This window comes from Mesomycoplasma ovipneumoniae, assembly GCF_038095975.1.
Lineage (GTDB): Bacteria > Bacillota_I > Bacilli_A > Mycoplasmatales > Metamycoplasmataceae > Mesomycoplasma > Mesomycoplasma ovipneumoniae_C.
On record NZ_CP146003.1, the window covers coordinates 143033 to 167326 of the forward strand.

General features: G+C 31.3%; 36 protein-coding genes and 1 pseudogene. 34 read left to right on the forward strand and 3 right to left on the reverse strand.

Annotated features, from left to right (window positions below):
* Positions 1-149 precede the first annotated feature (149 nt).
* The 33 genes and pseudogenes from V3255_RS00505 (at position 150) to rplQ (ending at position 19571) form a co-directional block, all read left to right on the forward strand.
* Positions 150-1211, forward strand: a complete 1062-nt coding sequence (locus tag V3255_RS00505) for a hypothetical protein (RefSeq protein ID WP_341516263.1) — start codon at positions 150-152, stop codon at positions 1209-1211.
* A gap of 64 nt (positions 1212-1275) precedes the next feature.
* Positions 1276-2271, forward strand: coding sequence for an IS30 family transposase (locus tag V3255_RS00510; protein WP_277446776.1), 996 nt, complete (start codon positions 1276-1278; stop codon positions 2269-2271).
* 65 nt (positions 2272-2336) lie between these two features.
* Positions 2337-2936, forward strand: coding sequence for a M28 family peptidase (locus V3255_RS00515; protein WP_341516264.1), 600 nt, complete (start codon positions 2337-2339; stop codon positions 2934-2936).
* Positions 2920-4203, forward strand: coding sequence for an MFS transporter (locus V3255_RS00520; protein ID WP_333503427.1), 1284 nt, complete (start codon positions 2920-2922; stop codon positions 4201-4203). Before V3255_RS00515 ends, V3255_RS00520 begins: the two co-directional genes overlap by 17 nt.
* A gap of 316 nt (positions 4204-4519) precedes the next feature.
* Positions 4520-4840, forward strand: coding sequence for a 30S ribosomal protein S10 (gene rpsJ / locus V3255_RS00525; RefSeq protein WP_029513109.1), 321 nt, complete (start codon positions 4520-4522; stop codon positions 4838-4840).
* Position 4841: 1 nt separating this feature from the next.
* Positions 4842-5537: a 50S ribosomal protein L3 gene (gene rplC, locus V3255_RS00530; protein ID WP_044285661.1), complete on the forward strand. Its 696-nt coding sequence runs from the start codon at positions 4842-4844 to the stop codon at positions 5535-5537.
* Positions 5530-6189 carry a 50S ribosomal protein L4 gene (gene rplD, locus V3255_RS00535; RefSeq protein ID WP_318047319.1) on the forward strand — a complete coding sequence of 220 codons (660 nt, stop codon included), beginning with the start codon at positions 5530-5532 and terminating at the stop codon, positions 6187-6189. The genes rplC and rplD overlap by 8 nt, the downstream gene beginning before the upstream one ends.
* Positions 6176-6658 (forward strand): 50S ribosomal protein L23, encoded by a 483-nt coding sequence (rplW, locus tag V3255_RS00540; RefSeq protein ID WP_333503420.1) that lies wholly within the window; start codon positions 6176-6178, stop codon positions 6656-6658. Before rplD ends, rplW begins: the two co-directional genes overlap by 14 nt.
* On the forward strand, positions 6658-7506 hold the full coding sequence (rplB, locus tag V3255_RS00545) for a 50S ribosomal protein L2 (RefSeq protein ID WP_044284059.1): 849 nt from the start codon (positions 6658-6660) through the stop codon (positions 7504-7506). The genes rplW and rplB overlap by 1 nt, the downstream gene beginning before the upstream one ends.
* The gene (rpsS, locus tag V3255_RS00550; RefSeq protein WP_010321352.1) at positions 7506-7781 is read left to right on the forward strand and encodes a 30S ribosomal protein S19; all 276 of its coding nucleotides are present in this window, start codon (positions 7506-7508) and stop codon (positions 7779-7781) included. Before rplB ends, rpsS begins: the two co-directional genes overlap by 1 nt.
* 13 nt (positions 7782-7794) lie before the next feature.
* Positions 7795-8163: pseudogene (gene rplV, locus V3255_RS00555) on the forward strand (50S ribosomal protein L22); the annotation flags it as partial.
* 95 nt (positions 8164-8258) lie between these two features.
* Positions 8259-8942: a 30S ribosomal protein S3 gene (gene rpsC, locus V3255_RS00560; protein ID WP_044284057.1), complete on the forward strand. Its 684-nt coding sequence runs from the start codon at positions 8259-8261 to the stop codon at positions 8940-8942.
* Positions 8943-8944: 2 nt separating this feature from the next.
* Positions 8945-9355 (forward strand): 50S ribosomal protein L16, encoded by a 411-nt coding sequence (gene rplP / locus V3255_RS00565; RefSeq protein ID WP_010321355.1) that lies wholly within the window; start codon positions 8945-8947, stop codon positions 9353-9355.
* A 7-nt stretch (positions 9356-9362) separates the two neighbouring features.
* The gene (gene rpmC / locus V3255_RS00570; RefSeq protein WP_313414105.1) at positions 9363-9722 is read left to right on the forward strand and encodes a 50S ribosomal protein L29; all 360 of its coding nucleotides are present in this window, start codon (positions 9363-9365) and stop codon (positions 9720-9722) included.
* Positions 9712-9996, forward strand: a complete 285-nt coding sequence (gene rpsQ, locus V3255_RS00575; protein WP_252262519.1) for a 30S ribosomal protein S17 — start codon at positions 9712-9714, stop codon at positions 9994-9996. Before rpmC ends, rpsQ begins: the two co-directional genes overlap by 11 nt.
* Before the next feature lies 1 nt (position 9997).
* Positions 9998-10366, forward strand: coding sequence for a 50S ribosomal protein L14 (rplN, locus tag V3255_RS00580; protein ID WP_010321358.1), 369 nt, complete (start codon positions 9998-10000; stop codon positions 10364-10366).
* Between the two features lie 3 nt (positions 10367-10369).
* A complete protein-coding gene (gene rplX, locus V3255_RS00585) occupies positions 10370-10693 on the forward strand; it encodes a 50S ribosomal protein L24 (protein WP_044284054.1) in 324 nt (107 codons plus the stop codon).
* A 1-nt stretch (position 10694) separates the two neighbouring features.
* Complete coding sequence (rplE, locus tag V3255_RS00590; protein ID WP_277446603.1) at positions 10695-11240, forward strand: 50S ribosomal protein L5; 546 nt, start codon at positions 10695-10697, stop codon at positions 11238-11240.
* A gap of 48 nt (positions 11241-11288) precedes the next feature.
* Positions 11289-11474: a type Z 30S ribosomal protein S14 gene (locus tag V3255_RS00595; RefSeq protein WP_010321361.1), complete on the forward strand. Its 186-nt coding sequence runs from the start codon at positions 11289-11291 to the stop codon at positions 11472-11474.
* Between the two features lie 4 nt (positions 11475-11478).
* Complete coding sequence (rpsH, locus tag V3255_RS00600; RefSeq protein WP_258824813.1) at positions 11479-11874, forward strand: 30S ribosomal protein S8; 396 nt, start codon at positions 11479-11481, stop codon at positions 11872-11874.
* A 5-nt stretch (positions 11875-11879) separates the two neighbouring features.
* A complete protein-coding gene (gene rplF / locus V3255_RS00605; RefSeq protein ID WP_044284051.1) occupies positions 11880-12419 on the forward strand; it encodes a 50S ribosomal protein L6 in 540 nt (179 codons plus the stop codon).
* A gap of 2 nt (positions 12420-12421) precedes the next feature.
* Positions 12422-12787: a 50S ribosomal protein L18 gene (gene rplR / locus V3255_RS00610; RefSeq protein ID WP_044284050.1), complete on the forward strand. Its 366-nt coding sequence runs from the start codon at positions 12422-12424 to the stop codon at positions 12785-12787.
* 1 nt (position 12788) lies between these two features.
* Positions 12789-13421 carry a 30S ribosomal protein S5 gene (gene rpsE / locus V3255_RS00615; protein WP_337903080.1) on the forward strand — a complete coding sequence of 211 codons (633 nt, stop codon included), beginning with the start codon at positions 12789-12791 and terminating at the stop codon, positions 13419-13421.
* 183 nt (positions 13422-13604) lie between these two features.
* Positions 13605-14051, forward strand: a complete 447-nt coding sequence (rplO, locus tag V3255_RS00620) for a 50S ribosomal protein L15 (RefSeq protein WP_044285653.1) — start codon at positions 13605-13607, stop codon at positions 14049-14051.
* Complete coding sequence (gene secY, locus V3255_RS00625) at positions 14051-15472, forward strand: preprotein translocase subunit SecY (protein WP_333503413.1); 1422 nt, start codon at positions 14051-14053, stop codon at positions 15470-15472. The genes rplO and secY overlap by 1 nt, the downstream gene beginning before the upstream one ends.
* A 29-nt stretch (positions 15473-15501) precedes the next feature.
* The gene (locus V3255_RS00630; RefSeq protein ID WP_303438467.1) at positions 15502-16143 is read left to right on the forward strand and encodes an adenylate kinase family protein; all 642 of its coding nucleotides are present in this window, start codon (positions 15502-15504) and stop codon (positions 16141-16143) included.
* Positions 16134-16886, forward strand: a complete 753-nt coding sequence (map, locus tag V3255_RS00635; protein WP_333503411.1) for a type I methionyl aminopeptidase — start codon at positions 16134-16136, stop codon at positions 16884-16886. The genes V3255_RS00630 and map overlap by 10 nt, the downstream gene beginning before the upstream one ends.
* Positions 16887-17114, forward strand: a complete 228-nt coding sequence (gene infA, locus V3255_RS00640; RefSeq protein WP_044285649.1) for a translation initiation factor IF-1 — start codon at positions 16887-16889, stop codon at positions 17112-17114.
* A 36-nt stretch (positions 17115-17150) separates the two neighbouring features.
* On the forward strand, positions 17151-17264 hold the full coding sequence (gene rpmJ / locus V3255_RS00645; RefSeq protein WP_010321371.1) for a 50S ribosomal protein L36: 114 nt from the start codon (positions 17151-17153) through the stop codon (positions 17262-17264).
* Positions 17265-17373: 109 nt separating this feature from the next.
* Positions 17374-17790, forward strand: a complete 417-nt coding sequence (gene rpsM / locus V3255_RS00650) for a 30S ribosomal protein S13 (protein ID WP_010321372.1) — start codon at positions 17374-17376, stop codon at positions 17788-17790.
* Positions 17791-17796: 6 nt separating this feature from the next.
* Entirely contained in the window at positions 17797-18201 is a 405-nt protein-coding gene (rpsK, locus tag V3255_RS00655; protein ID WP_010321373.1) for a 30S ribosomal protein S11, read from the forward strand.
* Positions 18202-18207: 6 nt separating this feature from the next.
* A complete protein-coding gene (locus V3255_RS00660) occupies positions 18208-19206 on the forward strand; it encodes a DNA-directed RNA polymerase subunit alpha (RefSeq protein ID WP_069099484.1) in 999 nt (332 codons plus the stop codon).
* A 2-nt stretch (positions 19207-19208) separates the two neighbouring features.
* Positions 19209-19571 (forward strand): 50S ribosomal protein L17, encoded by a 363-nt coding sequence (gene rplQ / locus V3255_RS00665; RefSeq protein WP_010321375.1) that lies wholly within the window; start codon positions 19209-19211, stop codon positions 19569-19571.
* A 162-nt stretch (positions 19572-19733) separates the two neighbouring features.
* On the opposite strand, the gene V3255_RS00670 is transcribed toward rplQ, so the two are convergent.
* The 3 genes from V3255_RS00670 to V3255_RS00680 are packed head-to-tail and all read right to left on the reverse strand — an operon-like array spanning position 19734 to position 22328.
* On the reverse strand, positions 19734-20531 hold the full coding sequence (locus tag V3255_RS00670) for a hypothetical protein (RefSeq protein ID WP_341516265.1): 798 nt from the start codon (positions 20529-20531) through the stop codon (positions 19734-19736).
* Positions 20518-21522, reverse strand: coding sequence for a GxxExxY protein (locus V3255_RS00675; RefSeq protein WP_333503408.1), 1005 nt, complete (start codon positions 21520-21522; stop codon positions 20518-20520). The genes V3255_RS00670 and V3255_RS00675 overlap by 14 nt, the downstream gene beginning before the upstream one ends.
* Positions 21462-22328: an AAA family ATPase gene (locus V3255_RS00680; protein ID WP_341516303.1), complete on the reverse strand. Its 867-nt coding sequence runs from the start codon at positions 22326-22328 to the stop codon at positions 21462-21464. The genes V3255_RS00675 and V3255_RS00680 overlap by 61 nt, the downstream gene beginning before the upstream one ends.
* Positions 22329-23026: 698 nt before the next feature.
* On the opposite strand from V3255_RS00680, the gene V3255_RS00685 reads away from it, so the two are divergent.
* Positions 23027-24205: an IS3 family transposase gene (locus tag V3255_RS00685; RefSeq protein ID WP_341516266.1), complete on the forward strand. Its 1179-nt coding sequence runs from the start codon at positions 23027-23029 to the stop codon at positions 24203-24205.
* Positions 24206-24294: the final 89 nt, after the last annotated feature.

Consider the following 24294-nt stretch of genomic DNA (forward strand, 5'->3'; position numbering starts at 1 on the left):
ATATTCAGAAATGATAAAAAATATATCTTTAAAAACTTCTGGTTTTAGTATTTGCCTTGAATGATTGCTATTATTTATAATAAACAAATCTAAATCCGCAAAGTTGAGTTAATCCCTAGAGAAGTAAGTTTGGAAATTTTACCATAAAAATGCAAGAAATTATTAGCCAAATAGCATCGTTAATTTGCAAATTCAATAAAGAAAATAATTTGAATTTGCAAATTTTTCTAAAAGGAAGTTATCTATTTTGGAAGGAAAATTTTATAAGTCGAAAGCCCAACGATTTGGATTTAGGTTTTGTAAATTGCTCCTTTAGACAACGCCAAGAATTTATTAATTTTATTTTGCAGGAAAAAAATGCTCAATTAATAAAAAAAGACGACAATTTACAAATACTTAGAATTAATGGTTTTATTATTGAATTTATAGTATTAGAAACAATAAACAAGCAATTTTTAAAAGAATCCCAATACAAAAATATTTATGAATTAAAGATCAAGTATGCTTTTTTTCAAAAAATTACAATGATGGGTTATGTTCTAAGTCCAGTTTTTCCACATGATTCAAATAAAAAAATGCTAAGTATAATTGATGATTTGAGCATTTCCTGAAATATACTAAGTAAAAATCCAGACAATATTAATTATCAAAGCGAGAAAAATTTCTTTCAAAATAGTCTATGAAATAGTTTCTTTATTTATTGGTTTTATAATTATGACAAAATGCTTGATAAATATTTTGATTTTTTAAAATTAAAAAGCTACAATGATTATTTTGACCAATCGTTAAAAAATTATATCTATAATTTTTTAACTTTTATAAAAGAACAATTTAAAAGCAATTTAGATTTTTTTGACAAAATACTAAAAAACAAGTTAATTTATACAAATATGATGTTAAATTTCTTGAATTTCCCATCAATTCCAGGTTTTGAAAAAAAGTATGTCGAAAAACTGTTTGGCGATAATATTCATAAAAAAACAAACGGCGGTTATTTATCAAAAAATAATAAGAATAACAATGTTTTATTCATAAATCACAGCGATGAAGTAGGCGGCATTGCAATAGCTGGTGAGGTTTTTAATCAAGGAACAACTTATTTTGACTCAGGTGTTTTTGAAATATTTGACCAGAATTCAGAAAAAATTAATGAAATTTCTTGTGTCAAAGTTGACAATCTACTTTTTTCTGAAGAAAAAAGTCCTAAATAGAAGATAAAAATGCAACGTATGATATAATAATATTATTGTTGCATTTTTTTATTTAGGAAGTATCATGGAAAAAAGAAAATTTAAACATTTTAGTTTCGAAGATTTAGTAAAAATTGAGTTTTTATTGCAGAACAATAAAAGTATTAGGTATATCGCTAAACAACTTAATGTTTCGCCCTCAACTGTCTCAAGAGAAATTAAAAGAAATCTAAATGAATATGGAATTTATGAAGCTAATTTAGCAATAACAAAAAGACGAAAAAGATATTATCATAGGTATTATTTTAGATTTGTTGAGTTAGGAAAATATGAGGAATTTAGCAAAATTTTTGCAATAAAATACGACAAAAAAGTCCATGGAGTTAAAGCGACATATTTTTATATAGCAGAAAATTTTCCGAACATTGAAAGACCGTCTTTAAAGACTGTTTTTAACTGAATCAAAACTAATAAATGGGTAATAGTTAGGAGTGACAGACTCAGACAATATTACAAAAAAGGTGGAAAAAGAACCAGAAATGCCGTGCAAAGATTAGTTCCAGCAGGCTATGTAAAACCCATTTGAGCACGCGATAAATCCATAGATTCAAGGCAAGATTTTGGACATTGAGAGCTAGATTTAGTTGTTGGCAAAAAGACTAGCGGACACGATAGTATCCTTACCTTAGTAGAAAGAAAAACCAGAAAATTATTTGCTAAAAAAGTACGAAATAAAAATCCCAGAGCCATCAATAAAGCCATCAAAGATCTTGCAAATGAAAATAATTTACATATCAAAACTATCACTTGCGACAATGGATTGGAATTTGAGCAAATTGCATTATTGGCATATTGGTTAAAAATAATAGTTTATAAAGCAGAGCCATATGCTTCATTTCAAAGAGGTTCTAACGAGCATGCCAATGGATTAATTAGAAGGTTTTATCCAAAAGGTTTTGATTTCAACCTAATCAGCGATGATGATTTGCAAAATACAATTGGTAAAATTAACTCAATGCCTAGGGAAATTTTTAATTGAAAATCCGCTTTAGAGGTCTTTAATGATAACTTGGTGATTTAAGGTTTAAAAAAAATCGCCAAACGGCGGTTTTAAAAATATCTTTGTGTTGCATTTATATTTTTAATTTGGGACTTTTTTCTGAAGAAAAAAGTAGAAAAATAAATCGGCCTAATTTAAAGTGTCTTGGAATCCCTGAAAATGGAATTTACCAAGTTTTACCCAAAAGTGAGGTAAAAATTTCCGGATTTACTATCTTTTGCCGAAATCAAGATAATAAAATTTCTAACATATTAACTAGAATTCTTTTGGATATTGATAAAAATTTTGATATTCTTCTGACAACAAAAGAAGAAATTCAATTACAGGGAACAAAAGATTTTTTTGTTACTAATCAAATTAAAAAATACAAATTTTTGGTCAATATTGACGTCTGTGAGGACCAAAATTGAGATAATGAAGGTATAAAAATTAGAGTAGCTGATAATTTTACGGCACATAATATTGTTTTTTATAACAAAATTGTTGAAATTTTTCAAAAAAATAGTATTTCTTTTAAGCCTTATTTTGGCTCAGGTTCAACTGATATCACTAATTTTCAAAATCAAAATGCCATAACTTTATCAATTCCCGCGTCAAAAATACATTCTAATTCCTCGATGTCACTAATAAAAAATTTTTTCTTTTTGCTTTGAATTTGCAAGGAAATAAATGACAATATTTTTTAAAAATTCAATCAAATTTACTAGTTCACTTAGCACTTCGCTTATAGGTTCAGAAGCTTTTAAGTTTAGTTCGTCTTTATACATATTTAAAATTACAGGTGATTTTTGGCTTGTTACAATTTTATATTTGTTAATTCAAATACCTAATTTGGTAGTTTATTTATTTAGTAGTAAAATTGTCCAAAAATGAAAAAATGACAAAATTATTCTATTAATTTCAGATATTTTGAGTGTTTTTTGTTTATCTTTCTTGTTGATTATTTTTTTTAGTCTAGCTAATAGTCAACTTTTTACTTTTTCAATAATATTAATTTTAGTTAATACATTGCTTGGTTTTATCCATGCTTTTCGATTTATTTATTTGAAAAATATTGTTTATTATCTAGCAAATAATGAAAAACAGATGCAAAATATTAATGTTTTTTCCTCTTTTGCAACAGCAATGGGATTTTTAATTTCGGCAGTATTTGCCTTAGTCATTTACTCAAGACTTGATTTTTATTGAATGGTTTTGTTTAATATGGCTACCTATTCAATTTCAGGTCTGCTTTATTTTTTGTTAAAATTAAATGCAAAAAAATTTGATTTTGCCCTTAGTCACCAAGAAAATTTCAAAGAAAATGACAAAAAAATTTCAACTTATAAATGAGTTTTTGTCTTAGCTGGCCATTTTATTGTTGCAATTTTCTTTTTACCAAGAACAACGCTATTTCCGCCGGTTTTTGAATATATTAACTCTCAAAGTAAAGTTGAGATTTTTAATTACCAGCAATTAGCAACATGATTCAATATTGGTTTTTCGTTTGCTTCAGTTTTAGGAACAATCATCAGTTTTTTAATACTAAATAAAACAAGGAAAAAAATTAGCATTATTTGACTTTTGGTTGGCCTGCTAATATTAGGTTGAATTTGGCCTTTTGTTGCTTTTATCAAAAATCTAAATGTTCAATTTTATTCATATATGATAATTACTAGTTTTAATCAGTTTATATTTTCGTTGTTTTTCCCAACTTTTTCCAGTTTGTCATATTTATTTTTTAGTAAAGAAAAATTCCATGTCCAAAACGGAATTTCACTAGTAACTAGAGCGATTTTTTACACTTTAGTTACAATTGCTACAACCGCAACTTTTATTTATCTTTCATTTTACTTTTCATTTTTAATATTTATGGTTCTCATCTCAGTTTTGGGCTTGATAGTCATTTTTAGCTACTGAAAAATTAAAAAATTAACTATTAAAAAAGTTAAAATCAAAACTACAAAAAGCTAGAAAACCTATAAATTCTTATAATTCTTATATTAATTTAGAAAAAATCATTTTTTGTCTTTTGTTTTAAGGGATTTGCATGTATAATAAATAAGCATTTATTCGAAGAAAAGTTTTCTTATTTTTTGCTTTGGTAAAATTTCTCTAAAAAATATTTACAAAGATAAGAAAATTTTTCCTTTTTTTGTTATAATTAATCTTTACATTGTAAGGACTATGAAACATAAGGTTGCAATACACGAGAAGGAGTTGTTTTTGTGTATTGGTTTTTATGTAGAGTCCGTTCAAAAATATGAACAGGAGCAACTCACTTATTTTTATGAGCACAACATCAATAAAAATTAAGTTCAAATCGTTTGACCATCGTCAAATTGATGCTGCTGCTAAAAAGGTTATTCTTTTAGCACGTGAACTTAATGTCGAGACATGTGGCCCGGTACCGCTGCCAACTTCAAGAGCGATTTATACAATTTTGAGATCTGTCCACGTTAATAAAAAATCTCGTGAACAATTTGAAAGTCGCACTCACAAACGGCTAGTAATTTTAAAAGTTTCGCCAAACAATCAAAAAGCAGTTACAGAAAAAATTTCACGAACACAATTGCCAGCTGGCGTTTGATTAGAAATCGAGGTAAATTAAAATGAAAGGAATTTTAGGTAGAAAAATTGGAATGACACAACTTTTTACAGTTGATGGTATTTCAATTCCTGTTAGCGTCATTGAAGTTCCTGAAAACATAGTTACAAAAATTCTTACAAAAGAAAAAGATAACTATGAAGCAATTCAGCTCGGTGTTTTTGATAAAAAGCAATCAGCTCACAAAAAACCTGAACTAGGTCATTTTGCAAAAGCTGATACTAAACCGAAAAAATTTGTTCGTGAATTCCGTGATTTTCCAGGTTTAAAATTAGGTCAAACCATTAATGTTTCAATTTTTAGTGCTGGTGAATTTGTTGATGTAATTGGAACTTCAAAAGGAAAAGGTTTTGCTGGCCCAATTAAACGTCACAATCAAGCAATTGGACCTAGATCTCACGGTGGTGGGGGTGGTTCAAAACCAATTCGTCAAACTGGTTCACTTGGAGATATTTCCGGAAACAAAGTTGTTAAAGGAATGACAATGCCAGGACGTCTTGGACATTCTCGTGTAACTAAACAGTCACTTGAAATTGTTAAAGTTGACCAGGAAAATAATTTATTAATAGTAAAAGGTTCAATTCCTGGTCCAAAAAAATCATTTGTTATGATAAGAACAGCAATTAAAAAATCAACTTCTAAAACTCCCATTAATCTTTTTGAAGTTAGTCCCAAAGATCAGGAGTTAAAACATGAATAAAAATACACCAATTTCAATTCAGAGCGCAAAATACGAAAATATTGTTAAATTTAACCCTGATAAAGCTCTTCCAGAAGTTTTATTTGAAAAAAGAGAACTAAAAACTCAAGCTATTTTTGACTCAATTTTGGCCGAAAGAGCCTCACGTCGTTTTTCAACTCACAAAGTTAAAAACCGTGGTGAAGTTTCAGGGACAGGTAAAAAACCTTGAAAACAAAAATCAACCGGGAAAGCCCGTGCTGGATCAAGAAGATCACCAATTTTTGTTGGCGGGGGTCGTGCTTTTGGACCGACAACTTTAAGAAATTACACTCTAAAAGTAAACAAAAAAGTAAAAAAACTAGCTTTTTTTGGCGCCCTTTCCCAACTAGCACAAAATCACCAAGTTTTAGTAAATGATTTTTCAATGGACAAAATTTCAACTAAACTTCTGGTAGAACAGTTAAAAACCTTTAAAATTGATAAACTTCGTCACATTTTAATCGCCTCAACTGATACAAATTTATTTTTATCAGCAAGAAATTTACCAAATGTCGAGTTAGTAAAACCTAATTCAATAACAGTTGAATCACTAGTAAAAACTGATTTGCTAATCATTTCCGAAAATGATATTTCAAGTCTTAAAAAAAGGATTGAAGATGAACGTAAATAATATTATTAAAGGTCCAATTTTAACTGAAAAATCCTACCAGTTAATGTCTCAAGGAGTTTATTCTTTTAAAGTAAGTCCGACAACAAATCGTTCTGAGACAAAAAAAGCTGTTGAATACATTTTTAATGTCAAAGTTGAAAAAGTTAATATTTTCACTGTTCCCAAAAAAGAAAAAAAACTAGGAAAATCACGTGGTTTTAGTACTAAATACAAAAAAGCATTTGTAAAATTAAAACCAGGATACACAATTAATCTTTTTGAGGACGAGACTCCAGCAGCAGGAAGCATTGACCAAACCAACAAAGACCAGCAAGAATTTAGTCAACAAATTGAAGAAAAAAGAGCTGAGCTAGAGCAAAAAAATCAAGAAATAGCCCAAAAACTTGCAAAAAAACAGGCAGCCGAAAGTCAAAAAACTGAGGAAAATCAGCCTGAAAACCAAACTAACGAACAAGGAGAGACAAACTAATGGCGCTTAAATATTATAAACCAACAACAAACGGCCGTCGTCATATGTCTTCACTTGATTTTGGCGCAAATTTAACAACAAACAGACCAGAAAAGTCTTTGCTTGTAACTTTAAAAAAACACTCAGGCCGTAATGCTCAAGGTAAAATTACCGTTAGACATCAAGGTGGACGGCACAAAAGAAAATACCGTCTAATTGATTTTAAAAGAAACAAAGACAATATTCCCGCAATTGTAAAAACAATTGAATATGACCCAAATCGTTCAGCAAATATCGCCCTTGTTTCTTATATTGACGGTGAAAAACGTTACATTTTAGCACCTAAAAATCTAAAAGTAGGACAAAAAATTTCCTCCGGTCCTGAGGCTGATATTCTTGTTGGAAATTGCTTGCCGCTTAAAAATATTCCTGAGGGTACTTTTGTTCACAATCTCGAACTCCATCCAGGAGCAGGGGGTCAACTAATTCGTTCAGCCGGAACTTGAGCCCAAATTCAAGGTCGTGATGAAAACGGAAAATACGTTATTCTTAAACTAAAATCAGGAGAATACCGTCGAATCTTATCTACTTGCCGGGCAACTGTTGGTGTAGTTGGAAATGAAGAAAATTCACTTGTTAACATCGGAAAAGCAGGAAGAAATCGTCACAAAGGAATTAGACCAACCGTTCGGGGATCAGTAATGAATCCAAATGATCACCCACATGGAGGTGGAGAAGGTAAACAACCAATTGGACGTAAAACTCCACTTACTCCTTGAGGTAAAAAAGCACTGGGAGTTAAGACAAGAAATCCTAAAAAAGCTTCAACTAAATTGATAATCCGTTCAAGAAAGGAATCTAAAAAATAATGGCTCGTTCACTTAAAAAAGGTCCATTTGCTGATGAGCATCTTCTTAAAAAAGTTGATGATGCAATTATGAAAAACTCACGCAAACCAATTAAGACTTGATCACGCCGGTCAACTATTTTCCCTCAGTTTGTTGGTCTAACTTTTTTGGTCCACAATGGCAAAATTTTTAACGAAGTTTATGTTACCGATGATATGGTAGGCCACAAATTAGGTGAATTTTCACCAACAAGAACTTATTATGGGCATGGAAAAGACAAGGCTAAAAAGAAATAAAAGGACAGTATAAATGAATTTAGATAACAATAATTATGCAGTTGCTTCTTTAAAAACCCAAAGAATTTCTGCCTCAAAAGCACGCCTTGTTGCTAATTTAGTTAAAAATAAACCTGTCTTTGAAGCCCTTTCAATTTTAGCCCATACTAATAAAAAAGCATCACCAATTTTTCGAAAACTAATCAATTCTGCCATTGCCAATGCAATTAATAATCATGGTCTTGAACAAGCAAATTTAGTTGTAAAATCAGCGATTGTTAATGAAGGTCCAACACTAAAACGTTTTCGTCCACGGGCAAAAGGATCAGCAAGTCAAATTCTTAAAAGAACTTCTCATTTCAAAGTCGTTCTTGCAGCCCTAGACAACAGTCAAGATTCAAATACTTTTGAGACTTTTGACTCTGAAAGTACAACTTCTGCTGAAGTTTTACCAGAAACTAACAATCAAGACTTAAATCCAAAACAAGGAGAAAAATAATGGGACAAAAGGTAAATCCAAATGGTTTCCGTTTTGGAATAACAAGAGCTCATAATGCAATTTGGTATGCAGACAAAAATAAATTTGCCACTAATTTGTTAGAAGATGTTAAAATTCACCGTTTTTTTGAAAAATTAACCCGTGAATACCAAATTGGAAACACAATAATTCGTCGTGATCGCAATAATGCAATTACTGTTTTAGTCTATACAGCAAGACTTGGTTCATTTCTTGGATCTTCAGGCGAAAATCTGAAAAAAATTGTTGAACAACTAAAAAAAACTCTTAAAAACCGTAAAATTGTTTTACACATTGATGCAATTGAAATCACAAATCCTGAATTAAATGCAAAATTAATGGCTGAAACAATCGCCCAAAAACTTGAACAACGTGGATCCTACCGAATTGCGCAAAAATTTGCAATTCGAACCGCACTAAAAGCGGGGGCAAAAGGGGTAAAAACACTTGTCTCTGGTCGTCTTAATGGTGTTGAAATGGCTCGTTCTGAAGGTTATGCCGAAGGTGAAATGAAATTGCACACTTTACGTCAAAATGTTGAATATGCAACCGCAATTGCAAAAACAACTTACGGAATTTTGGGCGTTAAAGTTTGAGTCTCACTTGGTGAGTCAAGACAAAAAATTGATATTGAATCTGTCATAAGAAGTGATAAAAGGAGATAAAAATGTTGCAACCAAAAAAAACTAAGCACCGTAAAACTTTCCGTCTTTATCACGATAAACGGGAAGCACACTCAGGAAATTTTCTAGCCTTTGGTGACTACGGACTTCAAGCCGTTGGCTCAGCTTGAATTTCTGCAGCCCAAATTGAAGCTGCCCGTATTGCAATTACAAGAAGAATGGGACGTGAAGGTCAAGTTATTATTCGAATTTTTCCACATTTGTCCTTAACTTCTAAGCCAATTGGAGTTCGAATGGGATCTGGAAAAGGTTCAGTTGATCGTTGAGTCGCTGTTGTTAAGAAAAATACAATGATGTTTGAAATTAAAGGTGTAAAAGACGATGTTGCTCGTGATGCACTTCGACTTGGTGGGCATAAATTACCACTAAAATGAAAAATAGTAACTATATCTTAGGAAAATAATGGAATATAAAGAACTTTTAAAAAAAACACCAAGCGAACTTAATGCACTTCTTCTTGAATACCGTTCTGAATTATTTACTTTAAGATTTAAAAATCAAAGTTCAAATTTAGATCAAACTCATAAAATCAGCCAGATTCGTAAAATAATTGCCCGAATTTTAACAATTCTATCTGAGCAAAAATTAGCCCAAAGTCCAAAGCCAAAAAAACTCACCAAAAAGCAAAAAAAAGCACAAAAAGTCGTATTTGCAAAATCGCCAAAATCAATCAAAGCCCATTTTAATGCACATATCAAGCCGCTTTTAGCCCCAAAAATTCAAACAAAACCAGCAGAAATGAGTAGCCAAAATGAACAATAATTTAGAAAAAATGCCCCAAAAGCGTAATCTTCGTAAAACACTGCAAGGAAAAGTGATTCGCACTTCTGATAAAACAATAATGGTTTCTGTTGAGACAGCTTATAAACATAAACTTTATGGAAAACGGTTCAAAAAAACTAAAAAATTTGCAACTCATGACCAAGCAGGAACAGCAAATGTTGGTGATTTTGTTAAAATAGCAGAATGCCGTCCAATTTCAAAAACAAAACATTTCCGTCTAGTTGAAGTTTTACAAAAAAAAGGAGAAGTCTAAAATGGTTCAAGAACAATCTCGTTTAAATGTTGCTGACAATTCGGGCGCAAAAATTGTTGGTGTAATCAGAAATTTAGGTGGATCTGTTAAAAAAACTTCAAATATTGGTGACATTGTTGTAGTTTCTGTTAAAAAAGCAATTCCTAACGGAATGCTCAAAGAAGGACAAGTTGTAAAAGCACTAATTGTCCGTTCAACATACGGTCTTCGTCGTCCGAATGGTTCACATATAAAATTTGATGACAATGCAGTTGTAATTATCAAAGAGGATGGAACCCCAAGAGGAACACGTGTTTTTGGACCAATTGCCAGAGAAATCCGTGAAAAAGGTTACCTAAAAATCGCTTCACTGGCGCAGGAGGTTCTCTAAAAAATGCAAAAAATTCGTAAAAATGATTCAGTTGTAGTTTTATCTGGCGATGACAAAGGTAAAGTTTCATCTGTCCTTGAAATAATTCCTGCCAAAAATGCGGCAATTGTTAAAGATGTCAACATTAAAACAAAACACCGTAAACCTTCAAATCAAAATACAAAAGGTGAAATTGTCACTTATGAGGCGCCAATTTTACTTTCAAAACTAGCGCTTGTTGCCAAAAAAGCTGGAAAAGATAAGCCAGCTGTTCCAACTCGTGTTGGCTTTAAAGTCGAAAATGGTAAAAAAACCCGAATTGCAAAAAAAACAGGAAAGGCTATTTAGTATGACAAAGCTTCAAGAGTACTATCGTGATAATGTTTTTGGCCAACTAAAAGACCATTTTAATTTCAAATCCCCTTCTGAAGTTCCCAAAATTGTAAAAGTTGTCGTTAATATGACTGCCGGAAATCAAGTAACAAATGCAAAAGCAATTGAAGCTGTTCTTGATGATCTTGCAAACATTACCGGTCAAAAACCGTATAAAACAGTGGCAAAAAAATCACTTGCAACTTGAAAACTTCGTCAAGGAATGCCAGTTGGTGGAAAAGTTACTCTCCGTCGTGAACAAATGTGGAATTTTCTTTCAAAAGTTCTCAATATTGCAATTCCTCGTATTCGTGATTTTCGTGGTCTTTCACCTAAGTCTTTTGATGGCAAAGGAAATTTTGCCCTTGGTTTTAAAGAATCAATCGTTTTTCCTGAGATAACTTTTGATAAAATCACAAAAATTCGCGGACTTGATGTAATAATAGTAACAAGTGCAAAAAATAATGAGCAAGCCTTAAAACTTCTTGAATTATTAGGCTTTCCTTTTGCGAAAAAAAGTTAATTTTTTCGCAAAAAATTTTAAAAATTTTTTAGGTTAAAGGATAAATCTATGGCAAAAATGTCGTGAAAAGTCAAAGCAAATCGGGCTCCTAAATTCAAAGTTCGTGCCTATACTCGTTGTCAGTTGTGTGGCCGTTCTCATTCAGTTTTAAGAAAATTCCGTATTTGCCGTATTTGTTTTCGTACTTTGGCTCACCAAGGACGAATTCCCGGAATTAAGAAAGCGAGTTGGTAAAATTATGGCTTTTATAACAGATCCAATTGCTGATATGCTAACCCGAATTCGGAACGCAACAATCAGAAAACACAAACAAGTATCATTTCAGCACTCAAAAATTAAAGTAAAAATGTTAGAAATTATTAAAGAAGCTGGATATATCAAAGATTTCCAAATTGAAGGCGAGCTTAAAAAAACAATAACTGTTGAGCTTAAATACAAAGGAACTACTTCATCAATTTCTGGACTTAAAAGAATTTCTAAACCTTCGCTTCGCGTTTATGCTCCTGCCCAAAAAATTCCTTTTGTCCAATCTGGCTACGGAATTGCAATTTTATCAACTTCAAAAGGGCTCTTAACTGATTCACAAGCAAGAAAGGAAAATGTCGGCGGTGAAATTATCGCCTACATTTGGTAAAAAATATGTCACGTGTCGGTAATCGTGTTTTAATTATTCCTGAAAAAGTTAGTGTTGAAATTAATGGCTCAAATGTTAAAATTCAAGGTCCGCTTGGTATTTTAGAGCGCCAATTTTCTGATTTAATTACAATAATTCAAGAAAATAATACACTAAAAACAATCAGAAAATCTGAAGAAAAACAAGTAAAACAACTTCATGGAACAACAAATTCTCACCTTAGTGGAATGCTAATTGGTGTCTCAAAAGGTTTTCAAAAAGAACTTAAAATTAAAGGGGTTGGGTACAAGGCAACACTAAAAGAAAAAGTTATTGAACTTTTAGTTGGTTATTCTCATCCAGTTGAACTCAAAGTGCCAAACGAACTTGATGTTTTAGTACCAAATGCAACAACTATTGTAATTAAAGGGATTGACAAACAAAAAGTTGGCCAATTTAGCGCCCAAATTCGTCAAGTTCGTCGGCCAAATCCTTATTCAGGCAAAGGAATTTCCTATAGCAACGAAATTCTTAAACTCAAAGAAGGGAAAAAAGCTTCTAAATAATTATGCAAAAATCACGTAATTTTCACCGAAAAGCAAAACATGTCCGTATTTTGAAAAAACTTAGTCCTTCGCACCAAGAGCAAAAAAAATACCGGATTGGCGTATATAAATCTTTACGTCATTTTTATGCTTACATTTTTGATCCTTGGAAAAATCAAGTTATCCTTTCGGTTTCAACACTTGATAAATCTGATAAATACAGCGGAAATATCCAAGCTGCAAGTAATTTAGCCCCTGAATTATACGCTAAATTAAAAGAGCTTAAATTGGAAGAAAATCCTTTTGTTTTTGACCGAAGCGGTTATTTATATCATGGTCGCATTAAAGCTTTTGCCGAATCATTAAGAGCCCAAGGAGTAAAATTCTAAAATGGATACAAATCTTCAAAATAAACCAACCCAGCAAAAAACAAACCAAAACAGTCAAAATCAAAAACAATTTCCTGCAAAAGAAGCAAGCCGTCAACAACGTCCACGTGCTCAGCGTCAAAAACCAAAAGAAAAAAATTTTCGCCCTGAGTTTGAAGAAAGAATAATTTCAGTTGCCAGGGTAACTAAAGTTGTAAAAGGTGGTCGCCGTTTTTCTTTTAGTGCCTTTGCCGTTGTTGGAAATAAAAAAGGAAAAGTTGGACTAGGTCACGGAAAAGCTAACGAAGTCCAAGACTCAATTCGAAAAGCCGTTAAAGATGCACAAAACCGGCTTGTGTCTGTGCCAATTTACCGAAGATCAACTGTTCCCCACGAGATAAATGCTAAATATTCAGCCTCAAAAATTCTCATTAAACCAGCCCCAAGAGGTAAAGGAATTGTTGCTTCAAATACCGTGCGTGCTGTTGTTGAACTTGCTGGATATACCGATATTTATACAAAAACTTACGGATCAAGAACAAAAATTAACGTTGTGCGCGCAACTCTCAAAGCGCTTTTAGGACTAAAAACTATTAATCAAATAGCTGAACTTCGTGATCTTAATCCTTCACAGGTTCTAGCCCAAAAAAAATAACTTTTGCTTTACAAATTCATAAATTTTTCCCTTTATTTAAAAAATAGCAAAAAATCTTTAAATTTGTAGTGCCTTAGCGTAAAATTTAGGCACTAAAAATTGCTTAAAACTTTTTTTCATTTTTTTTGAAAAAAAGTTTTAAAATAAAGTATAATTATATAACTTAAAAAAATAGGAACAAACATGGCAATAAGACTTGAAAATTTAACTTATACCCCTGGTGCAAGAACAAAAAAACACCGTAAAGGGCGTGGGCATGCTGCTGGAAAAGGTAAACAAGCCGGTAGAGGTCAATCTGGACAAAAAAAACGTTCAACTGTTCGTCTTGGCTTTGAAGGTGGTCAAAACCCTTGATTTCGTCGTGTGCCAAAAATTGGTTTCCGCAATTTTAACTCAAAAAAATATGAAATCTTTAATCTAGCCGATCTTGAGAGCCGTTATCAAGATGGAGATAAAGTTAGTCTTGAGTCACTTTATCTTAAAGGTGTGCTTAAAAAACGTAATTTGCCAGCAAAATTACTTGCAAAAGGTGAATTAACAAAAAAACTTTTTGTAACAACAAATGCTTATTCTGAAGCGGCATTAGTTAAAATTGAAGAGCTTGGCGGTTCAATAACTGAGGTAAACTAGTGAGCAAACTTTTTGCTAAACTTTGAGAAAAAACAAATTCTGGATATATAAGTCTGAAAAATTATATCCAACTTGTTTATAAAGAAAAAGTTCTTGCCCGCAAAATAATTTTTACATTTTTTTTATTGGTAATTTTTATTGTTTGTGGTACAATTACTATTCCTGGGCTCAGGTTGTTGCAATTCCAAATTGATACCAACTCATTTTTAGGTATCATTAATACCGTCGGTGGTGGCGGGTTACTTAATTTTTCAGTTGTTGCCTTAGGCATCAGCCCTTTTATTACGTCGTCTTTGTTTATGCTTATTGCTCAGACAAAGATTTTTCCTCCAATTCATCGACTTTCCCAGTCTGGTCCTGCCGGAAGAAGAAAAATCAATATAATTACAAGGTTTTTGACTCTTCTTGTTGCGCTTATTCAGGCGATTGTTTTAATTCGAACCGTTATTCTTAATGAAAGTTTTGGCTTTGTTCGTTTAGAAATTACTAGCGCTGCATATGTTTGATTTGTTTTACCCTTAATTTTAGTCGCTGGTTCGTTGTTTTCCTTGTTTTTAGCCGAACAGATAACCGATAAAGGTGTAGGAAACGGTACTTCCTTATTAATTTTTTCGGGAATAATTGTTGGTCTTCCACAACGTTTTCGTCATGCTTTTGAGTATTTAGTCGATCTATCTTCCCCTTCTTCTTTAATAACGCAAGTTCTTAGTTTTATCCTTTATATTGTTGCATTTTTGGCTATTTTATTTATATCAGTTTATGTCTATTTGGCCGAGAGAAAAATCCCAATTCAACAAACTGGTTCAGGAATGTCCAAAAACATTAAAGAAATATCGGTTTTACCTTTAAAACTAAATCCAGCCGGAATTATGCCAGTAATTTTTGCTTTAATTGTTGTTTCAATCCCTTCACTTTTGACCGGATTTTTTGACCGAAACACTTCAGCTGTTCGTAATTGAATCGATAATAATTTGCAAATTCATCATCCAATTGGACTTAGTATATTTATTGTATGTAATATTATTTTTAGCATTATTATGTCGCTTCAGCAATCACGGATTGATAAAATTTCCCAGGATTTTGCAAAAAATTCAACTTTTATCCCCGGTATTCGTCCTGGCGAGCAAACTGAAGATTATTTAATTGGTGTTATTCTTCGAATTTCAGTATTTAGTGCTATTTATTTGACTTTTCTTGGAATTTTTCAACCAATTGCGATAATGTTAGGTCTACCTTCGGCAATAACTTTTTCAGGAACTTCGATAATAATTTTAGGAACAACTGCTCTTGAGACTATATCGCAAATTAAAGCACGTTATGGAGCACAAAAAGTACTAAAACAAACAAAAAAAATCCGCAAAAATCTTTCATACAAACAAGATTCTTCTTCTGCAAAGTCAAGTCGTGATTTATTATGGTAAAAAATTAAAAAAGGTCTGGAAATTTAACAATGTCATTATCTAATTCAAAAATTCTTTTAATTGGCGCCCCTGGTTCAGGAAAAGGTAGTATTTCAAAAATTCTAGTTGACAAGTTTAAATTAGTTCATATTTCTACTGGTAATCTTTTCCGTGAAAAAATTGAAAAAGATCGTGATTTTGCCGAGAAAATTCAAAACTATGTTAAAAATGGCCTATATGTTCCTGATGAAATCACAAACGATTTATTGTCAAATTTTATCAGTCAACTATCGCCTCAGACCGGTTATATTCTTGATGGCTACCCGCGAACATTAAATCAACTCAATTTTATGAACGAAAATAAAATTGAGGTTGACAAAGTTTTTTACCTCCAAATTGAGCCAGAGACAATAGTTAGCCGCCTTTCTCAACGTTTGTTTTGCAGTAAATGTCAAAAATCATATAATTTATTACTGGCAAAACCAAAAGTAGAAAATACATGCGACATTGACAACGAGCCTTTATTTACCCGACCGGATGATCGTCCTGAAATTGTTAAGCTTCGAATTGAAAAATTTAATGAATCTGTAAGCCCAATTGTTGATTTTTATGAAAAACATGGTAAAATTTATTACTTAAATGTCGAGCGAAGCTTGGATGAAATTGTCAGTGAAATTGAAAAATGTCTCTAATTAAAACAGAATTTGAAATTGAGCAACTAAAAATAGCCGGTAAACTCCTGGCAGAAGTCAAGAAAAAAATTTATGACTTTGTAAGACCAGGAATCTCTTTAAAAGAAATTGATGCCATCGCTTTTGATGAGATTATTGCTAGAGGCGCCAAACCAGCATTTTTAAATTATCACGGTTTTCCGGCAACTATTTGTATAAGTGTTAATGAAATCCTTATTCATGGCATTCCAAATGATTACATTCTTCAAGAAGGAGATTTGGTCTCAGTTGATTTAGGACTATCTTATAATGGTTTTTTTGCCGACAGTGCTTTTAGTAAATCACTTGGCCAAAATGCTGAAAATGAAAAACTAATAAAATGTGCTGAGGAAGCTTTTTTTGCCGGATTTAAGGCAATCAAACCTGGCGCAACAACAGGTGATATTGGTTTTGCTATCAATCAAGTAATAAGATCTTATGGATTTTTTACCCCTGTTGAATTTTGCGGGCATGGTATTGGCAAAAAATTGCATGAAAATCCTAATATTTTCAATTTTGGCGTCCCGGGCAGAGGAAAAAAATTACAAAATAATATGGTAATTTGCATTGAGCCAATGATCGTCCAGAGTTCTCCGCGAATAAAAATTTTAAAAGACGGATGATCGGTGCAATCAAATGATGGTAAAAAAACTTCCCACTATGAACAGACAATTTTAATTCAAGACGGGAAGGGAATAATACTAACAGAAATGGACCAAAAATAGATGCAAAATTCTTCAAAAGAACAAAAATTATTATTTCAAGGTAAAATATCACACGTTTTTAATTCCCAAGAATATGAAGTAACTCTTGAAAACGGAGTAAAATTAAATTGTCATATTGCTGGGAAAATGAAACTTCACCACATTAAAATTATTTTAGGCGACAGCGTTAAGGTTGAAATGTCACCTTATGATCTTTCAAAAGGAAGAATTGTCTACCGCTTTAAATAATTTTTTTGAAATTATTACCTAATTTAAAGGAAAAAAATGAAAGTTCGAGCAAGTATTAAAAAAATTTGCAAAGATTGCAAAATAATTAAGCGTCGTTCGGTGAACCGTGTAATTTGTGTTTTAAAAAAACACAAACAAAGACAAGGGTAGTTTTTGATTTTTGTTCTATTTTGTTAGTATTTTTCACCTTTAAATTTTTAGAGGTGAAAAATAAAATTTTATAAAAAGGAAAATATATTTATTTAAATAAGTTTAAAATATGGCACGTATTCTTAATGTTGAAATCCCCAATCATAAAAGAATTGTAATTGCTCTTACAAGTATTTATGGAATTGGAAAATCGCTTGCTGCAGAAATAATTGACAAAACTGCTGCAATTCAGCAAGAAAAATTTGGGAAAAAATATCCTGTTTTAACCCAAGATACAAAAGTTAAAGAAATCCAAGAAGATGTTTTGCAAATCATTCGTGATATTGCAAAAACTTATAAAACCGAAGGCGACCTGCACCGTGAAGTTCAGTCAAATATTAAAAGACTAATTGAAATTAAATGTTATCGTGGAATCCGTCATCGTAAAGGTCTTCCAGTTCGTGGTCAAGTAACTCAGAAAAACGCACGTACTCGAAAAGGTCCAAGAAAAGCAATTATGGCAAAAAAAGACAAAGGTAAAAAATAGTTAATCATGGCAACTAATACACGTAAAGTTAAAAAAATCCGTCCAAAAAATGTAACAGCCGGAATTGCCCACATTCACTCTTCACACCAAAACACGATAATTTCTTTTACTGACAAACAAGGAAATGTAATTTCTTGAGCTAGTTCAGGATCAATTGGTTTTAAAGGAACAAAGAAAAAAACCGCATATGCAGCTACCTTAGCAACAGCTGCTGCTGCCCAAAAAGCGCGTGAACACGGAATGCGCGAGGTTGTTGTTCACCTTAAAGGAACCGGGCAAGGAAAAGAAGCTGCTCGTAAACAAATTATAACTTCAGGAATTAATATTTTACTTACCCAGGACGTTACCCCAATTCCGCACAATGGAACTCGGCCACCGCGTAAATGATTTAAACGTCAGGAAAAAAGGTAGGATTTTATGAAAAAACATGCAAATGTTTATTATTCTGAAAACTTAACTGACCAAATTAGTGAATTTGAAACAAGTTTTGAACTAAAACCGCTCGAGCGCGGACTTGGAAATACAATCGGAAATGCCCTTCGTCGTGTAGTTCTGTCTTCCATCACTTCTTGTGCTGTTTTTGGGGTAAAAATTGCCGGCGTAACTCATGAATTTAGTATTCTTGATGATGTAATTGAAGATGTTGTAACCATCTTAAATAACCTAAAAAGAGTCCGTTTTTTCTATGATCCTGCTCTTTTTGATCAAAATCAAATTCACCGGGCAAGTTTTAATGGCCAAAAAGCCGGACAAATTTATGCTCGGGACATTGTTTCTGACAGCGGACTAAAAATTGTCAATCCTGATTTATATATTGCTGATGTCTCAAGGGTTAATTCACTTAAATTTGAACTTTTTATAACCTCAGGCAAAGGTTTTAGCGACTTTGAAACTAACAAAAAATTCGTCAACGAAGTTTTACTAAGTCTTGAATCCAACCTTGATGGTACAGTTTTGGCTGTTGATAGTGATTTTTCACCGGTTTTAAGTGCTAATTATCAATCTGTTGAAATTAACTCAGCCAGTCCGATTGTTGAAGAAAAACTAAGTTTTTCAATCAAAACTGACGGCTCAATTAAAGCAAAAGACGCTGTCTCTGAGGGTTCAAAAATCTTGCTTGCCCACCTTAATATTTTAGCTAATGTTGAAAACATTAACAAATTCTCCGAAGAATTTTTTGAACCTTTGGTTGTCAAAGAAGAACCATCCCGCCGCTTTTCGGATGCAATTGAGTCTCTTGACCTCTCCGTACGCTCAATAAATGCGCTAAGACGCGCACATTATTATAAAATTTCTGATATTGAAAACCTAACACAAGATGACTTTGAAAATATTAAAAATCTTGGCCGTAAATCAGTTCAGGAAATAATTGAAAAACTTGAAATATATAAAAACGAACAAAAAGGAGAAAACTAATTATGGCTAATCCGCACCAAATTTATTCCCGTGATGCTGCCTGAGATCGCCAAGTTTTCCGCTCACTTGCAACTTCTTTAATTTTACATGGTCATCTAAAAACCACGCTTGCACGGGCAAAACGTCTTCGTTCTGTTGTTGAAAAACTAATAACTAAAGCCAAAAAAAATGATCTAGCAGCTCGCCGTCAGGTTCTTAGTTATTTATATAACCAAAAAACCAAAGACGGAATGAAAGTTATGCCTTATTTGTTTACAAAAATAGCACCTCGTTATCAAGAAAGACAAGGTGGCTATACTCGAATAGTGAAAATTCCTAGCCGTAATGGTGATAACTCCAAAATGGCGATTATTGAACTAGTTTAGTTAGTAATTTAAAGACTAAAATCTAAAAAAACCTATGAATTCATAGGTTTTTTTGTGCTTTTAGGTTAAAAATTGTTCCTGAATCCTGAGTTTGCAGGTTTGATGCAAAAATTGACTTTTTAGTGAATATAGATATGCAAAAATACCACTAAATCCAGTCTATTAATTTAAAGTTAAATTCTTACTTTTTGTAGTTTTTGCAGTCTCTGTGCCTTTTGCACTTTTTGCACTTTTTGCAGTCTCTGTGCCTTTTGCACTTTTTTCACTTTTAAGAGCACTTTTTTTGCTCAAACTTGCTTTTGTCAAACTAATTTTTTTTGGGGTAGTTGTTTTTTCTTTATTATTATTATTATTATTATTTGGATTTAGAAATGTTTCAATATCTAAGTCTAATAATTCCATAATTCTTAATTCGTCCATTGCATCAAGTAAGGCATTATGTGTCTCAATATAACGTCGATCTTTGGTTAACATTCTGTATATATCTTGTGCGTTCCATCCTCTTTTTAAATCACCGTTTTTAGTTAGTTCTGCACTTAATGGGATATGTTTATTAAATTGCTTGCTTTTAGTGAATATAGAAATATCGTTATGCTTGAATGATTTGTGCAATTCAGGCAAATGTTTAAAATCATATTTTGTATATGAAAACCAATTTTTTACTTTATAAGATTTCAAGAAATGAATTAGTTGAGTAATCATTTCTTTACGTGTTTGAACAACATTAATTTCTTCTCTAAATTTAAGGGGAAGGGGAAGGAAGGTTTGATGGATATACATTCCGCCTACTTTTCAATTGTTTTTTATTATTCAATATTTTTTATCAAATCATTGAAAATTAGCACTATCAGCAATTACAACTCCAACGGAAAAAATCTCACTATCATAGTTTGTTTCTACATCAATTACAGCAATGTATTTATTCACGTTAGTAATTTTTTGTTTTTTAATTGCTTCCATCTGATTCCTCAAATTCTCTTTGACTTTTAGGTTTATAAACTCCTTTTGAAATTGTTTCTGCAAGTTTTTCACTAAATTCTTCTCGATTTTTGATTCTAATTTCGTGCATTTCGTTATTTCGAATATTCCACAATATACCTTTTTCCTTTTCTAAGGCTAGCATATATGAAGCGGTTTGTAAAAAATGAGCAGTCATTAAATCGCTAACAAATTTAAGTTCATAAACTATATCATCCTTGATAACATCGGCAATTCCCTGAGCTTTTATTTTAACATTATTATCACTAAATTCCAATGAACATTCTTGTTGAATTATCTCGTCTTTTTCAAGCACTTTTGATAATCTTTTATGCATTTGATCAACAGCATTATCATCTACAAAATCAGGTGATGCTTGTTTAATGTATCTTTCTTGTTTTGTTTCCAAATAAACAAGAAAGAGTATTAAATCTTTTATCGAATCTCTTTCACTAATATAATCTTCATAGTCCTGTTTTAACTTTTTTACTTTTGCTGGTTGGTTTTTATGACGTTGTTCAATATAGTTGATAAAAAAACTAATTTCTTTTTCTATATCCCAACCGTCGAAATAAGATGCTTCAAGAAATTTCCCTATACATGGTGTAAGATCAATTAAATCATCGTGTGTTTGCGCTTTTATTTCAGTTGTATCTTCAGTTTTAATTTTTTTTACATCAAGCATTTTTAACATATCTTGAAGATCAATATCATATTTGTGATCAAACATATCAGACATTCAAGATAAATCAGTGTTTAATTTTGCAAAATTCTTGGATTCTTTGATGAATTCTTCATTTAATAGTGTGGTTTCGTCTTCATCTGGTTCTAAAAAGATAATTTTTTCTTTCCCTCTGCTTGCCGCTACACAAAATATATTTTTTACAATTTCATAATTTGCTGTAATTGGCCTTAAGCGTCTTCCTCAATAGTCTGTGGTAAAATCAAAAACAACACAAATAGGTTTTTCCAATCCTTTTGAGCTATCATATGTTGTAAAAATAGCTGAATTTTTTTAGGAGACAAATTTGCGTCTCTTTCTCTTATAGAAGCATAAACGGTTTTTTTATTAAAAATATCACTATGATTTTCTTCAAGATAATTTAACACTTCTGTCATTTCATCATTAACTCGAGGCCCTAAACATAAGATATCACCAGGTTTTTGTGTAGCCAAAAATTCCTTAATTTCTTCCAGTTCCATATATTGGATTTGACAATTTTCGTTGACTCCATTAATTGTTTTATCCCAAATTCGACCCAACATATTAGCGTGTTCTTTTGGCATTCTAAAGGAAAATGTTAAGCTAATTTTTTTATATGATCCTAAAAACTTATCAATAAAATCAGTGACATTTAATTTTGTATTATCGTAAATTTTTTGATTCATATCCCCAACAGCAACAATTTGTATATTAGGATTTCTTTCTTTTATTTTTTCCAATAACAAAGATATTTCATCAGTAATATCTTGGTATTCATCAATTAGCAGAACATCATAAGTGCCAACAGAAATGTTGTTTTCTAAAAATATTTTAACTGCATCTGCAGAAGAAGAATTAATGCCTTCTTTTTTCAAAAGTCCGTATGCAAATCCGTGGTAGTTTTGTACCGTAACATTTTTGTTTTTTATCTTATTTTTAGCTTCAACTTTTAATAGCCTATTGTAAGTTAAGTACAAAATTTTTTTATCAATAGGAAATTTGTCGCAGAGAACCTGAATTACTGATGTTTTTCCACTTCCAATACAAGCATCAACTAGAATATTTTCCCCTTTAATGCTAAATTAACAACATTTTGTTGTTCTTCTGTGAGTTTTTCTGCAATATTTTCTGCTCTTTGTTTTTCTTTTGTTTTTTTAACCATAATTCCCTTAGTTATTAAGCGTGATTATAAATAATATCAATTTAAGTTTTTTATAGATTAAAACAATAGAAATAGCCAGTGCCTGGATTATTCTATTGTTTTGCGATTCTAGGAAACCCTATAAATTTAGGGCTATTCGGAAAAAAATTATCCTAAGAAAATTATAGCATAAATTTTTAACAATTAAAACTGTGAGTAAATACTTTTTTAAAAAAAAATTTTTGGATTTTTTTCTTAATTTCCCAGTAATCTAAATATTTGAAATAGGTATGATTTTTACTTCGATATCTTAATAAAATAGTAAAAAAAATGTAATTAACTTTTACAAAAAAATTAAAAAAGCGACCCGAATTTTTTTAAAATTATCTCATAAAACTGGGAAACTCAAATTCTTTAGTTTTTTGAAATAATAAAGAAATTCCTGAGTTATCCAGTTTGATGGCAAAAATTAACTTTTTATTGAATATAAATATGAAAAATACCACTAAATAAACTAGGACAAAGAAAAGTAACACTAAGGTGTTGGCTTTTTTTGTCCGATTTTAGGAGGAGGCTAACACCAAAAGTGTTAGCTTTTTTAAATTTTCAAATTCAACAAAAAGGAGAATACTAATGTCAAGACACTTTAAAAAGGACGAGTTTGATATGATTTATAAAATTTACAATGAATTTGGATTAAAACAAACAATAAATTATATAAATGATATTTCGCCAGATACAAATTTTATAACCAGAGATCAACTAGTTCGAAGAATCAAAAAAATTATTAGATATTATAATAATGGTATGCAAGACCAATTATTAGATAAAAAGGGTGCAAGGAGAAAGCCAGGGAGTGGCAAACCTAAAAAACAAATTGAACCCGATTGAAACGAATTTACAAAAGAAGAATTAATAGAAATAGCTAAGAGATATTACGAAACCAACAAAGATAAATCAAAATCAGGAAAACTTAGTGAAGCCAAAACACTAAATATTCCCTACAGCAAATCTGCAAAAATTTTTAATGTATGTAGACAATCAGTGGCAAAATCTAAAACTAGAGTTATAAAAGTAAAAGAGCACAAAAATGACGCAATAATTAAAAAATCCTTTCTTGATAACAAAGGTAGATATGGTCGGCTAAGGTTGAGTGCTTATATTTCTATGAAATATAATATTTACATTAACCCTCGAAGTCTTGGAAGACATTTAAAAAGATTGAATTTAGTATGCAAAATTAGAAAACGAAGAAGAAAGAGCGAAATTAAGAACACCAAATTCGCACTTCCGGATATTGTTAAACGCGACTACAATGATAAATTAAATAGAAATATTTTTGCTACTGATGTTACATATATAAAAGCTCCCAGAGATGTTAAGGAAAACCATGTATTTTTGTCTGTAATAATTGAGCATAAAACTAAAAAAATCAGAGATTTTAAATTATCACTAAGCAATGATCTTAATTTAGTTATGGATAATATAAAGACATTCAGGTCTATTGATAAAGATTTTGTTATTCATTCGGACCATGGATTTCAATACACTTCAAAAGTCTATATTGACAAAATAAATAAAATGGGAGGAACTGTTTCGTTGTCTTGCATAGGAAATTCTTTGGATAATAGGGAGGCTGAATATTGATTTTCAATTATAAAAAGTGAATGCTTAAACGAGTTAAACTACAGCAAAATAACTTTTGAAGATCTGAAAAAAATAATTGCAGATTATATATTTTGATACAACAATTATAGAATTCAATCGATTTTAAATTGAAAAACACCACAGCAATATGCTATGATGTTATAATAATATTAAACTGTTAATTTTCTTTGCCCTAGTTTATTTACCGGTATTTTTGCCTATTTATATTCACTAAAAAGTGAATTTTTGCCATC